General features: G+C 57.4%; 13 protein-coding genes and 5 tRNA genes. All 18 read right to left on the minus strand.

From position 1 onward, the window contains the following. Positions 1-47: 47 nt before the first annotated feature. The 18 genes from KW825_RS19025 to ruvA all read right to left on the minus strand — a co-directional run bounded on the left by KW825_RS19025 (position 48) and on the right by ruvA (position 12253). Positions 48-123, minus strand: a tRNA-Lys gene (locus KW825_RS19025). Between the two features lie 21 nt (positions 124-144). Then, a tRNA-Val gene (locus KW825_RS19030) sits at positions 145-220 on the minus strand. Between the two features lie 21 nt (positions 221-241). Continuing rightward, a tRNA-Lys gene (locus KW825_RS19035) sits at positions 242-317 on the minus strand. 60 nt (positions 318-377) lie between these two features. Further along, positions 378-453: transfer RNA gene (locus KW825_RS19040), tRNA-Val, on the minus strand. A 32-nt stretch (positions 454-485) separates the two neighbouring features. After that, positions 486-561 (minus strand) — tRNA-Lys (locus tag KW825_RS19045). A gap of 174 nt (positions 562-735) precedes the next feature. Beyond that, positions 736-1536: a tol-pal system protein YbgF gene (gene ybgF, locus KW825_RS19050; RefSeq protein ID WP_042653375.1), complete on the minus strand. Its 801-nt coding sequence runs from the start codon at positions 1534-1536 to the stop codon at positions 736-738. Between the two features lie 12 nt (positions 1537-1548). Continuing rightward, positions 1549-2073, minus strand: coding sequence for a peptidoglycan-associated lipoprotein Pal (gene pal, locus KW825_RS19055; protein ID WP_042013644.1), 525 nt, complete (start codon positions 2071-2073; stop codon positions 1549-1551). A gap of 51 nt (positions 2074-2124) precedes the next feature. Continuing rightward, positions 2125-3450, minus strand: coding sequence for a Tol-Pal system beta propeller repeat protein TolB (gene tolB / locus KW825_RS19060; RefSeq protein WP_218330095.1), 1326 nt, complete (start codon positions 3448-3450; stop codon positions 2125-2127). Positions 3451-3543: 93 nt separating this feature from the next. Next, positions 3544-4686: a cell envelope integrity protein TolA gene (tolA, locus tag KW825_RS19065; protein ID WP_042653373.1), complete on the minus strand. Its 1143-nt coding sequence runs from the start codon at positions 4684-4686 to the stop codon at positions 3544-3546. A 5-nt stretch (positions 4687-4691) separates the two neighbouring features. Further along, positions 4692-5138 carry a protein TolR gene (gene tolR, locus KW825_RS19070; protein ID WP_218292420.1) on the minus strand — a complete coding sequence of 149 codons (447 nt, stop codon included), beginning with the start codon at positions 5136-5138 and terminating at the stop codon, positions 4692-4694. Further along, complete coding sequence (gene tolQ / locus KW825_RS19075; RefSeq protein WP_218292470.1) at positions 5139-5816, minus strand: protein TolQ; 678 nt, start codon at positions 5814-5816, stop codon at positions 5139-5141. 1 nt (position 5817) lies between these two features. Further along, positions 5818-6225, minus strand: coding sequence for a tol-pal system-associated acyl-CoA thioesterase (gene ybgC, locus KW825_RS19080; protein WP_218330096.1), 408 nt, complete (start codon positions 6223-6225; stop codon positions 5818-5820). A 272-nt stretch (positions 6226-6497) separates the two neighbouring features. Further along, positions 6498-6809, minus strand: coding sequence for a cyd operon YbgE family protein (locus KW825_RS19085; protein ID WP_242377457.1), 312 nt, complete (start codon positions 6807-6809; stop codon positions 6498-6500). Beyond that, on the minus strand, positions 6796-6912 hold the full coding sequence (cydX, locus tag KW825_RS19090) for a cytochrome bd-I oxidase subunit CydX (protein ID WP_033130708.1): 117 nt from the start codon (positions 6910-6912) through the stop codon (positions 6796-6798). Before cydX ends, KW825_RS19085 begins: the two co-directional genes overlap by 14 nt. Before the next feature lie 14 nt (positions 6913-6926). Further along, positions 6927-8063, minus strand: a complete 1137-nt coding sequence (cydB, locus tag KW825_RS19095; protein ID WP_218330097.1) for a cytochrome d ubiquinol oxidase subunit II — start codon at positions 8061-8063, stop codon at positions 6927-6929. A 12-nt stretch (positions 8064-8075) separates the two neighbouring features. Continuing rightward, on the minus strand, positions 8076-9632 hold the full coding sequence (gene cydA, locus KW825_RS19100) for a cytochrome ubiquinol oxidase subunit I (protein ID WP_042653367.1): 1557 nt from the start codon (positions 9630-9632) through the stop codon (positions 8076-8078). 935 nt (positions 9633-10567) lie between these two features. Continuing rightward, on the minus strand, positions 10568-11578 hold the full coding sequence (ruvB, locus tag KW825_RS19105) for a Holliday junction branch migration DNA helicase RuvB (protein WP_042653366.1): 1011 nt from the start codon (positions 11576-11578) through the stop codon (positions 10568-10570). Between the two features lie 60 nt (positions 11579-11638). Beyond that, complete coding sequence (ruvA, locus tag KW825_RS19110; protein ID WP_042653365.1) at positions 11639-12253, minus strand: Holliday junction branch migration protein RuvA; 615 nt, start codon at positions 12251-12253, stop codon at positions 11639-11641. Between the last annotated feature and the right edge of the window lie 128 nt (positions 12254-12381).

Genomic DNA, 12381 nt, shown 5'->3' on the forward strand with positions numbered 1-12381 from the left:
AGGTGCTCTCCCAGCTGAGCTAAACGACCTGGGATATGGCTAAATGATGGTGGGTCGTGCTGGATTCGAACCAGCGACCAATTGATTAAAAGTCAACTGCTCTACCGACTGAGCTAACGACCCATCTATATCATTTTTACAAACTGGTGGTCGTTACTGGGCTCGAACCAGTGACCCCCTCCTTGTAAGGGAGGTGCTCTCCCAGCTGAGCTAAACGACCTGGGATTCTGTGTTGCCAGATTGGTGGGTCGTGCTGGGTTCGAACCAGCGACCAATTGATTAAGAGTCAACTGCTCTACCAACTGAGCTAACGACCCCCACCTTCACCTGACACTGCTCACCTTCGGCAAACAGCTCTAACGCTTTACTCACAAAACTGGTGGTCGTTACTGGGCTCGAACCAGTGACCCCCTCCTTGTAAGGGAGGTGCTCTCCCAGCTGAGCTAAACGACCTGGGAATTCTGTCTTCACCCTGAGTGAAGAAATGGTGGGTCGTGCTGGATTCGAACCAGCGACCAATTGATTAAAAGTCAACTGCTCTACCGACTGAGCTAACGACCCTCACCACGACCAGGTCCGACTGCATTACTGCACCGGCTCTGACGGCGGCCTATATTACGGATTTATCATCCTGGCGCAATAGAAAATTCTTAAATTAAATCTGTTTGTTCACTGCGCATACAAAGCGGCGTCGTATTTACAAGACTGTTACGAAAACAGTGACCTACAGCAATACTACAACTTGCTCAGGCTCTGCTTGGCCAGCTGGGCCGGCGAGGTGTTGGGGTAACCCTTGATCACCTGTTCATAGAAGGTCTTGGCTTCCGCTTTCTTGCCATCGAGCTGTGCCAGCATGCCGAGTTTCAGCAGAGCATCGGCCCGCTTTGGCGACTTGCTGTACTTGTTCGCCACCGTGGAGAACTGGGCAGCGGCGCCACTCCTGTCACCCTTGTTGAACATCAGCTGGCCGAGCCAGTAATGGGCATTGGGCACGTAGCTGGAGCTCGGGTACTGCTTGATGAACCCTTCGAAGGCGGGAATGGCCTTGTCGTAGTTCTTCTCCTTGAGCACCATGTTCACGGCAGCATCGTAGGCCTGGTTCTCGTCCTGATTGGTCGAGTAGTTGGCCGCAGCTGCGGGAGCCGGGGCGGCAGCAGCGGAGGCTGCAGACGCAGCGGCAGGCTGGCTGTTGGCCACCTTGTCGAGCTCCTGATACAGCTGGCGCTGACGCTCTTGCGACTGCTCCATCTGATAGGTTTGCTGCTCCAGCTGACCACGCAGTTCGGAGACTTCCCCTTGCAGCGAGTCGACTTGCTGTTGCAGCTCGGCCTGCAGACGCAGACGGGCATTGAGGGTGCGCTCCAGCAAGGCAACTCGGTCTTCCAGGCTGCCCGTGGGCACGATGGCGCCGTTGTTGCCGCTGAGGACCACACCGCCGCTATCGCCACTGAGGTCGCTCACCGGCGCAGCCGCCTGAGCGTTCAGTGCAAATAAAACGGCCATCGAAATGGCCGCTTGCTTAAACACGAATTTCATTCGGATCAAACCTTAGTAAACCAGAACCGCACGGCGGTTTTTGGCAAAGGCATCCTCGGTATGAGACATGTCCAGCGGCTTCTCTTCGCCATAGCTGACGATGGAGAGCTGCTCAGCCTGCACACCCAGGGTTTGCAGATACTTGGCAACGGCCTTGGCACGACGCTCGCCCAGAGCGATGTTGTATTCCGGAGTACCGCGCTCATCGGCGTGGCCTTCGATCAACACCTTGACGGACGGACGCTCACGCAGGTAGCTGGCGTGGGCATCCAGCAGGTCGGCGTACTGACCCTGAATGTCGTAACCATCGTACGGGAAGTAGATCACGTTGTCGCGCTGCAGAGCTTCGAACTTCTGACGCATCTGCTCTTCCGGGGACAACATGCCGTTGGCGCCACCGGTTTGTACACCGCCCATGCCGTCGGTCATGCCAGACTCGGCGCCAGCGGCGTCGGAGTCGGAAGAAGAACTACAGGCAGCCAGGGTGAACAGTGGCAGTGCGATGGCCAGACCCTTGAGCAGTTTATTGAGTTGCATGCTATTTCCTTAAACCTTTATAACAAAACAAAAAACAATCGATTTTTTTTATCAATTCAAGAAGGGCGACCAAGCTGGTGCACGAATTTCACCGCTACTGGTCGGGAGCACTGCCTTGAAACGACCATCGGTCGATACCAAAGCCAGGCTCTTGCGACCCTGATAGATGGTGGCATAGATAATCATGCTGCCATTGGGAGCCACACTAGGCGACTCATCCAGAGCACTCTGAGTCAGTACCAACATGGCTCCGCTTTCCATATCTTGACGAGCGATGCGATATTGTCCCTGAACCCGGGTCACCATCACCATGGACTTGCCGTCCGGCGTGATGGATGCCCCCTGGTTGGAATCCCCTTCCCAGGTCATCCGGCGAGTGACGCCAGTCGCCAAATTTACGCTATAAATCTGGGGTTTGCCACCACGTTCAGAGGTGAACATCAAAGTTTGGCCATCCGGCAACCAGGAGGGTTCGGTATCTATGGTGCGGTTATTTGTGACTCGAGTGAGTTGCTTGCTTGCCACATCAATGACATAGAGATCAGGCTGCCCATCTTTGGACAAAACAATAGCCAATCGACGACCATCTGGTGACCATTCCGGCGCGCCATTGATACCGCGGAAGCTGCTGATCAGGCTGCGCTGCTGGGTATAGATGTCCTGCACGTAGATCTCGGATTTCTGGTTCTCGAAGCTGACATAGGCCAGCTTACTGCCATCCGGCGACCAGGCCGGCGACATCAGCGGCTCGCGGGAGCGCAGCAGGGTCTTCTCGTTGTAGCCGTCGTAGTCGGAGATCCGCAGCTGATACGGGAACTGGGTCCCTTGCTGGACGGAGACATAGGCCAGACGCGTCAGGAAGGCACCACGCTCGCCGGTCAGACGCTCATAGACGATGTCGGAGATACGGTGGGCAAACTGGCGCATCTGGGCACCCGGGATAGTCGCCATGCGGCTATCGAGGATGTAGCCGTTGGCTTCCCCGCCCTGGGTCTTGGCCAGCTGGCCCTTCAGCACGTCAACCAGCTCGAAGTTGATCTTGTAGGTGCCATCGCCCACGGCCGAGACGGTACCGACCACCACGGCCTCGACACCCTGGGAGGCCCAGGGGGCGAAGTTGATCTCGCTACTACTGCTCGGGGTCTGCGGCATCTGACCACGGGCCAGCGGCTTGAACTTGCCACTGCGCATCAGATCGTTGGAGACCACCTCGGCGATGTCCTGCGGCAGCTGGCCATTGCCTTCCCATTTGAAGGGCGCAATCGCGATGGGGCGTGCGCTGTCAATCCCGCCGGTGATGACGATGTCCAAGGCCGCCTGAGCGCTCTGGCCCAGCAGAAGGCAGCCAACCAAAGCAAAAAATACTTTTCTTATCATGGCTTTAGTACTCTATTCCAATAAAAATGAGAGGTAAGTTCCTTTATCAGCAAGATGCTGCCAACCACGTTCAATGCCCCCGCGCTAGTCCGCTTAGATGCTCGGCTCCAGCTTGAGGTTAAACTCCTTCAACATCTCGAATGCCGCCGGATCCTTCGGCACCGGTAGCTGATTGGCTTTCAACACCGCCGCCTTGCCGGAGCGACAGACCGCCGGGTCACCCTGGCCGCTATCCACCGAAATGACGAAGCCGCTGCTGGCCAATTTGACACCGATAGTACAGGTTTTGCCCCGCATGGTGGGATCCAAAATCATGTAGCGCTCGACCGTGGCCTTGATGAGAGCGGCATATTTGTCGACCTCACCCTTGGCTGCCGCCGAGGCGGCCTGACTGCGGGAATTGGCCTCAGCCTCCAGCTGCTGCTGCATCATGGCTTCCATCTCTTTCTGCAGCTTGGCCTCTTCGGCGGCCTTGCGCTTGCGCTCCGCCTCTACCTTGGCCTTCTTGTCGGCCTCCGCCTTCGCCTTCTTCTCTGCGTCAGCTTTTGCCTTCTTGGCGGCTTCGTCCGCAGCCTTTTTATCGGCCTCGGCCTTGGCCTTTTTCTCGGCTTCCGCCTTGGTTTTCTTCTCCGCCTCGGCCTTGGCTTTCTTGTCAGCCTCCGCCTTCTTGGCCGCATCCGCCTTGGCTTTTTCCTTCACCTTCTCGTCGGCCTGCTGCTTCTCCAGCTCTTCTTTCTTTTTCTTCAGCGCCAGTGCCTTGGCCAATTCCTCTTGCTCGCGCTTGGCCTCGGCCTGCTTGGTCTTCTGGGCGTCCAGCTTACGGGTTTCCTCGGCTTTCTGTGCCTGCTCCTCCGCCTGCTTCTGCTCGGCTACCTTCTTCTGCTTCTCGGTCTCCGCCTTGCGGGTCGCCTCCTCGGCTTCCTTACGCTTGGTCTCGGCGATGCGCAGTCGCTCCTGCTCTTGCGCCAGCTCACGCTTGACCTGTTCGGCGTCTTCCTTGTCCTTCTCTTTCTGCTGCTGCGCAGCCTTGGGTTGCGCCTTCTTCTGCTGCTGGATCTGCTGCGCCTGTTGCTCCAGGAACTCGCTGTCCAGCATCACCGCATTGACGATCTGGCCCTTCGACTCGGGTCGCTTCGGCTTGCTGAAGTCGACACCAACCAACAGGATGATGCCGATGATCAGATGCAGCAGCACCGACGCGATGAGATAACCGGAAATACCACGCTTCACATCCATCTCCGTCAGTTCACCGGATCCGTCATCAGGCCAACCTGAGGCACACCGGCTTTCTTGAGCGCGACCATCAACAGGATCACCTCTTCGTAGCGTACGGACTTGTCACCCGCCACCACCACGGGGGCATTCTGGTTGATGGCCAGATAGCCCATGGCCTTCTCGGTGATGTATTGCTGCATCGCCTCCGGGGTGCCGCTCGGTACCGGCTCGTCATCCGCCTCGCCGGCCTTGATGACGTACTCCCCCTCGGTGTTCACGCTGACGATGAAGGGGGGCTTGGCATCTTCCGGCAATTGCTCGGATTCCGCCTGGGGCAGGTCAACCTTGACCCCCTGGGTGATCACCGGCGTCACCGCCATGAAGATGATGAGCAGCACCAGCATGACGTCGATATAGGGCACCACGTTGATCTCGCACACCTTCTTGCGCCGGATCCGCTGATAGGTTTGCATTTACTTCTCACCCTGCTGTTGAGCAATCTGGCGGTTCAAAATGGTAGTGAACTCGTCCATGAAGTTGGCGTAAGCGTTCTCCAGCTTCTCTACCTTGTTGGTGAACCTGTTGTAGAAGATGACCGCAGGGATGGCCGCGAACAGGCCCATGGCGGTGGCGATCAGCGCCTCCGCGATACCCGGAGCCACCATCTGCAGGGTGGCCTGCTGCACCTGACCCAGGGCGATAAAGGCGTTCATGATGCCCCATACGGTACCAAACAGACCTATGTAAGGGCTGATGGAGCCGACGGTCGCCAGCACCGGCAGGTTGGATTCCAGCTCGTCCACCGCGCGGGACAGAGAGACCCTCATGGCACGATAAGTACCGTCCATCACCGCATCCTGGCCACGGGCACCGGCCTTGAGCAGACGGGCATACTCCTTGAAGCCGGAATAGAAGATGTCTTCCATGCCTTCGATGTCATCGCGGCGGGAAGAGGACTCCTGGTAGAGACGGTTGAGGTCGACCCCGGACCAGAATCTGTCCTCAAACTGCTCCGATGCGAGATTGGCCGCCTTGATGACCTTGGAGCGTTGGAAGATCAGCGCCCAGGAGACGACCGACATACCCATCAGGGTCATCATGACCAGTTTTACCAACAGGCTGGCTTGCCAAAACAGGCCAATAAACGAAATTTCAGCGTGCACTTAACAGCACTCCCTTCACATTTTCAGGTATTGCAACAGGTTTCATATGCGGATGACTGACACAGGCTATCTGTACCATGGCCTGGGTGATCAGTCGTCCATCAGCCGCCAGGATCCGTTGTGAAAAGCGCATGGAGGCGCGTTTCACTTCAGTCACTTGCGTCAATACGGTCAGTAGTTCATTGAAGCGGGCCGCAGAGCGGAAATCGATCTCGGTGCGACTCACCACGAAGGCAAGCCCCTCTTGCAGCAGGACATCCTGTTCGATGCCGCCGGCGCGCAGGAACTCGGTACGAGCCCGTTCCATAAACTTGAGATAGTTGGCGTTGTAGACGATGCCTCCGGCGTCTGTGTCTTCGTAGTAGACACGTACCGGAAACTCAGAGACTTCCCCCATAAAAATCTGTGATCCATTCGACAGTCAGATGGGGGGCTATCATAGCGCAGGGCTGAATAGGAAAGAAGCAGGGGGAGACAGGGAAATCCCACCTCCTCCCGTTTTTTATGGCAGGGAATAGCTCATGGTCAACCGGAGCCCACGCAACGGGCTGGCAGGGCAAACCAGGGAGCAAAACAGCAGCCAACCGATGACGTCGGTAAGCAGGGGGAGACAGAGGGAGACAGAGGGAGACAGAGGGAGACAGAGCAATTCTCGCCTCCCCCCGTTTGTTATGGCAGGAAATAACCGCTGGTCAACCAGAGTCCGTACAACAGACTTGGCAGGGCGAGCCAGGGGCAAAACAACAGACGACCGACCAGGCTGCGGGGGTGGAACCCCAGCCCGTGCATCACCCCGCAACAGACCGCCCACATCAGCCAGGGCGCTAGCCAGAGGCCGTGCTCGCTGGTGTTGGCGGCGATCAGGTTGGGGGCCTGCAAGATGGCGACGGCCAACAGGGTCGCCGCCACCAGCATCACTCCTTGCCAGGGTTGGCGCTCCAGCGGAGCGGCCAACCGGGCTAGGCGATCACTTGTTTTCATCGATCTGACGATCCAGGTTCTCGGTGTGTTCCAGCCAGAGCGCATTGATGATCCCAAACGCGCAAGCCAGCAACAGACCCAGTATCCAGGTGAAATACCACATATCAGGGCACCTTCTTAGTAGAGCGATTGTTGGTTGTCTTCGATGTGCTTGTTACTCACCCGGCCAAACATCTTGATGTAGGTCCAGATGGTATAGGCCAGCACGGTCGGGACAAAGATGGCCGCGACGACCGTCATCACCTTGAGGGTGTTGAAGGAGGCGGTGGCATCCCACATGGTCAGGCTCTGGGATGGCTCCAGGCTGGAAGGCATGATGAACGGGAACATGGAGAAGCCCGCCGTCAAGATGATGCCCGCGATGGCCAGGGAAGAGCACAGGAATGCCAGCCAGCCTTTACCCAGCTTGGCCGCGGCGGCGGTCAGCAGGCTCATCACCAGGCCCAGCACGGGAGCGGCAATCATCCAGGGGTAGAGGTTGTAGTTCTGCATCCAGGCACCGGCCTGCACCACCACTTCCTTGTGCAGGGGGTTGGTGACGGCATCGGTCGCCATGTTGCTGACCACCACATAGCCATCCATGCCACTGACCCAGACACCGGCCAGCGCGAAGGTGACCAGGGTCAACAGCGAGAACACAGTGGCGGCGGTGCGGGAACGGGCCAGCACCTCACCCTCGGTTTTCATCATCAGCCAGACGGCGCCCTGGGTCACGATCATGAACAGGCTGACCAGGCCGGTCAGCAGACCGAACGGGTTGAGCAGGCCGAAGAAGTTGCCATGGTAAGTCAGCATCAGGAACTGGTTGAAGCTGAACGGCACACCCTGCAGCAGGTTGCCGAAGGCGACCCCGAAGATGATCGGCGGCACGGCGCTACCGATGAACAGTGCCCAGTCCCAGTTGTTGCGCCACTTGGCGCCTTCCTGCAGGGAGCGGTACTTGAAGCCGACCGGACGGAAGAACAGCGCCATCAGGGTCAGGATCATGGCGATGTAGAAGCCTGAGAAGGCCGCCGCATAGACCATGGGCCAGGCGGCGAACAGTGCCCCACCCGCCGTGACCAGCCAGACCTGGTTACCTTCCCAGTGCGGGCCCATGGTGTTGAGCATCACCCGACGCTCAACATCCTTCTTGCCGACGAAGGGGAGCAGAGCGCCCACCCCCATGTCAAAACCGTCGGTGACGGCGAACCCGATCAGCAGGACACCGACCAGCACCCACCAGATCAAGCGCAATAATTCGTAATCAAACATGAGATCCTCTCCTTATGCCTTGCTCTGTTCGAAGTGGTACTTGCCCGTTTTCAGACTGCTGGGGCCCAGACGCGCATACTTGAACATCAGGTACATCTCGATGATGAGCAGCACCGTGTAGAACAGGCAGATCCCGATCAGGGAGAACCAGATCTCGGACGCAGGAATGTTGGATGCGGAGACCGAGGTCGGCAGCACTTCGGCTATGGTCCAGGGCTGACGGCCATATTCCGCCACGAACCAGCCACACTCGATGGCGATCCAGGGCAGCGGAATACCCCACAGCAGCGCCTTGAGCAGCCACTTGCGCTCACCGATCTTGTGGCGGGTGCTGTCATAGAAGGCCAGGCCGATCAGCAGCAGCATCAACATGCCGCACGCCACCATGATGCGGAAGGCGAAGAACAGCGGGGCCACCTGCGGGATGGAGTCATCCACGGCGGACTTGATCTGCTCGTCGGTCGCGTCGGTCACGTTGCTGGTGTAACGCTTGAGCAGCAGACCGTAGCCCAGATCCTGCTTCACCTCGTCGAAACGGGCGCGGGTATCGTCGGACTTGTCACCGGATTGCAGCTTGGTCAGCAGGTCATAGGCCACCATGCCGTTGCGCACGCGCAGTTCATGCTCACTCTTCAGATCCTTCAGACCGGTCACCTGGCCGTCCAGGGAACGGGTCGCGATGATGCCGAGGGCATAGGGGATCTTGATGGCGTAATCGGTGCGCATCTCTTCCTGATTCGGGATGCCGAACAGGGTAAAGGAAGCCGGTGCCGGCTCGGTGTTCCACTCCGCCTCGATGGCGGCCAGTTTCACCTTCTGCACTTCACCCGTCTCGTAACCGGACTCGTCACCCAGGATCAGCACGGACAGGATAGAGGCCATGCCGAACGCGGCCGCGATGGCGAAGGAGCGACGGGCGAAGGCCACATCACGACTCTTCAGCAGGTAATAGGAGGAGATACCCAGCACGAACATGGCACCCGTGGTGTAGCCAGCCGCCACAGTGTGGACGAACTTAACCTGCGCAACCGGGTTGAACACCAGATCGGCGAAGCTCACCATCTCCATCCGCATGGACTCGAAGTTGAACTCGGCACCGACCGGGTTCTGCATCCAGCCGTTGGCGACCAGGATCCAGAGGGCGGAGAGGTTGGTCCCCAGCGCCATCAACCAGGTGGCCGCCAGATGCTGGCGCTTGGTGAGGCGATCCCAACCGAAGAAGAACATACCGACGAAGGTGGACTCCAGGAAGAAGGCCATCAGCCCTTCGATGGCCAGCGGGGCCCCGAAGATGTCGCCGACATAGTGGGAGTAGTAAGCCCAGTTGGTACCGAACTGAAACTCCATGGTAAGCCCAGTGGTGACCCCGAGGGCGAAGTTGATCCCGAACAACTTGCCCCAGAACTTGGTCATGTCCCGGTAAACAGAGTTGTTGGTCATCACATAGACAGACTCCATGATCGCCAGAATGAAGGCCATTCCCAGCGTCAGGGGTACAAACAGGAAGTGATAAAGGGCCGTCGCGGCAAATTGGAACCGCGATAGGTCTACCACATGCTCAGCAATCATGATGTTTCCTCACCGATTATTGGCACGGCTATTTTAAGTTTTAAGGACAAAGCTTCCATTGGAAGTCCCCGAATGGCCGGTCACATCCCGGTTGACACCGGTGACCGGATTCGACTGCCACCACATTAACAACAAGGCAATATACAGGAACAAAAAAAGCTAATGTTTAACATTTAATAAACAAGAACTGTAATTCCATTCCCGCCTATAATGACCGCCGTTTTATATCACCTTTATTTGATTGAAATCAATGTAAAACCATCATCAATACATGCCTTTTCAAGGCAACTTACCAACGGGTGCAGGTTAATTTTGAGAGCTTGTTCACAAAAAACACCTATCTGTAAATGTTTGATTTAAATCAATTTTAGATGAATCGATATTAGTTTCAATTCTGTTAAAAGAATAGTGTGGCGGGGCGATTTCATTCTGTATTTCCCAATCTGAACCACCCGCGGCAATTCCAATTTAAAACCAACAAAAACACATGTTTATGCTTATTGGACCGGCTACCATATCAATTACTTTATCTAATCCGAAACAGGTAAATTTTCTTGTTTGCCCGGCCCGGAAAGAGCTCCTACAATGCGCCTCGCAGTGAGGGTACGCCCCTGAGTACAGGCCGGTCATTCTGGGTTCCCGGTATGTATTCGATGAACATCTCGAACCTGTTTGTTGGAATTTAAGATGAAAAAGTTTGTTGCCAAGACCATTCGTTACTACAAGCTTTCGTTCGTTCAGCTCTATCAAATGAACCGACTCTGAAGCCTCGCGACGGCTCCTTTGTGTTTTTCCGGTCTGTCTCTGGACACTCTCACTGTCTGTGAACATCCATCCTGAATTGTCTTTGCCCACCCTGCTCAGCGGTGGGCTTTTTTTTGTCAGAATAGTAAAAAACCGCCCCTGGAGGCGGTTTTTTGTTCAATCAGCTGTTTTTATCCCTCATCGGGCCGTTGCAGGCCGAAGTGAGCATAGGCTCTCGGGGTCGCCAGCCGCCCTCTGGGCGTGCGCTGCAGGTAGCCCTGCTGGATGAGATAAGGCTCAAGCACATCTTCTATGGTGTCTTTCTCTTCGCCGATCGCGGCCGCCAGGTTATCGAGGCCGACCGGGCCCCCCATAAACTTGTCGATGACAGCCAACAATAACTTGCGGTCCATGAAGTCGAAGCCCTGATTATCCACGTCCAGCATGTCCATGGCACGGGCCGCTATGGGTCCATCAATCCGGCCATCGGATTTCACCTGGGCGAAATCCCGTACCCGCCGCAACAAACGGTTAGCAATCCGCGGCGTACCCCGGGAGCGGCGCGCCACTTCCAACGCCCCATCCCCCGACATCTCGAGCCCGAGGCAACGGGCGCTGCGCGCGACTATGTCGGTGAGATCCTTGACGTTGTAGAACTCCAGCCGCTGGACGATACCGAATCTGTCCCGCAGCGGGCTGGTCAGCGAGCCGGCCCGGGTGGTGGCGCCGATCAGGGTGAAGGGAGGCAAGTCCAGCTTGATGGAGCGGGCGGCAGGCCCTTCCCCTATCATGATGTCGAGCTGGTAATCCTCCATGGCCGGATAGAGCACCTCCTCCACCACCGGGCTGAGACGGTGGATCTCGTCGATGAACAGCACGTCGTTGGGCTCGAGGTTGGTGAGCAGCGCCGCCAGATCCCCTGCCTTCTCCAGCACCGGACCCGAGGTGGTCTTGATGTTGACCCCCATCTCGTTGGCCACGATATTGGCGAGCGTGGTCTTGCCAAGGCCGGGCGGGCCGAAGATCAGCAGGTGATCGAGCGCCTCCCCGCGCTGACGCGCCGCCTCGATGAAGATCTCCATCTGGGCGCAGACGGGATCCTGACCGGTGTAATCGGCCAGCTTCTTGGGCCGGATGGCCCGATCGATGACCTCCTCCTCGCGGGCGGCACCGGCCGAGATAAGACGATCCGCTTCAATCATGCATTACCCCACGCACACCGAAGATCGAGACAGGGCGAGCCGCTTGATTCATGTTCATCCTCACACCAGGCTACGCAGGGATTCACGGATGATCGACTCAACCGACATCCCCTCCTTGGCCACCTTGCTGACAATCTGGCTCGCCTGCTGCGGCTTGTAGCCGAGTGCCACCAGGGCGCTGGCGGCCTCTTCGCTCGCATCGGGGGCGCGCAGCTGGCTCTCCTGGGCGGGCAGACTGATGGTGGCGGGCGAGAACAGATCGTGGCTGACCCAGCCCTTGAGGCGGTCCTTCATCTCCACCACCAGCCGTTCGGCGGTCTTCTTGCCCACGCCGGGCAATTTAACCAGGGAGCTTATCTCCTCGCGCTCGACGCTCAGCACAAACTGGGTGGCGGTCATGCCGGACAGGATCGCCAGCGCCAGCTTGGGGCCGACCCCATTGGTCTTGATCAGCTCGCGAAACAGCGCCCGCTCCTGCTTGTGGTTGAAGCCATAGAGCAGCTGGGCATCTTCCCGCACCACGAAATGGGTGTGAATGGTCGCTTCCTTCCCGAGCTCGGGCAGATCATAGAAGCAGCTCATGGGCATCTGTACCTCATAGCCCACGCCACCCACCTCGAGCAACACCTCGGGGGGATTCTTCTCAATCACAATGCCTCTCACGCGACCAATCACGACATCTCTCCTCAACCAACACAGCCAGCCATAAAGTAGCGCCTAGCTTAAATAATTACTGGATAAGTATCCAGCATACTGATGACAGTGTCTGCCTCTGGCCGCCATATAAGGCCAGGATGACGACG

The organism is Aeromonas sp. sif2433 (assembly GCF_019218705.1).
Classification (GTDB): Bacteria; Pseudomonadota; Gammaproteobacteria; order Enterobacterales; family Aeromonadaceae; genus Aeromonas; species Aeromonas encheleia.

Excerpts from the sequence above, each read along its gene's own strand:
- ruvB (WP_042653366.1), bottom strand. The coding sequence starts at position 11,578 with ATGATTGAAGCGGATCGTCTTATCTCGGCCGGTGCCGCCCGCGAGGAG.
- cydB (WP_218330097.1), bottom strand. The coding sequence starts at position 8,063 with ATGTTTGATTACGAATTATTGCGCTTGATCTGGTGGGTGCTGGTCGGT.
- tolA (WP_042653373.1), bottom strand. The coding sequence starts at position 4,686 with ATGGATGTGAAGCGTGGTATTTCCGGTTATCTCATCGCGTCGGTGCTG.
- KW825_RS19085 (WP_242377457.1), bottom strand. The coding sequence starts at position 6,809 with ATGAAAACAAGTGATCGCCTAGCCCGGTTGGCCGCTCCGCTGGAGCGC.
- ybgF (WP_042653375.1), bottom strand. The coding sequence starts at position 1,536 with ATGAAATTCGTGTTTAAGCAAGCGGCCATTTCGATGGCCGTTTTATTT.
- pal (WP_042013644.1), bottom strand. The coding sequence starts at position 2,073 with ATGCAACTCAATAAACTGCTCAAGGGTCTGGCCATCGCACTGCCACTG.
- cydA (WP_042653367.1), bottom strand. The coding sequence starts at position 9,632 with ATGATTGCTGAGCATGTGGTAGACCTATCGCGGTTCCAATTTGCCGCG.
- ybgC (WP_218330096.1), bottom strand. The coding sequence starts at position 6,225 with ATGGGGGAAGTCTCTGAGTTTCCGGTACGTGTCTACTACGAAGACACA.
- tolR (WP_218292420.1), bottom strand. The coding sequence starts at position 5,138 with ATGCAAACCTATCAGCGGATCCGGCGCAAGAAGGTGTGCGAGATCAAC.
- tolB (WP_218330095.1), bottom strand. The coding sequence starts at position 3,450 with ATGATAAGAAAAGTATTTTTTGCTTTGGTTGGCTGCCTTCTGCTGGGC.
- cydX (WP_033130708.1), bottom strand. The coding sequence starts at position 6,912 with ATGTGGTATTTCACCTGGATACTGGGTCTGTTGCTGGCTTGCGCGTTT.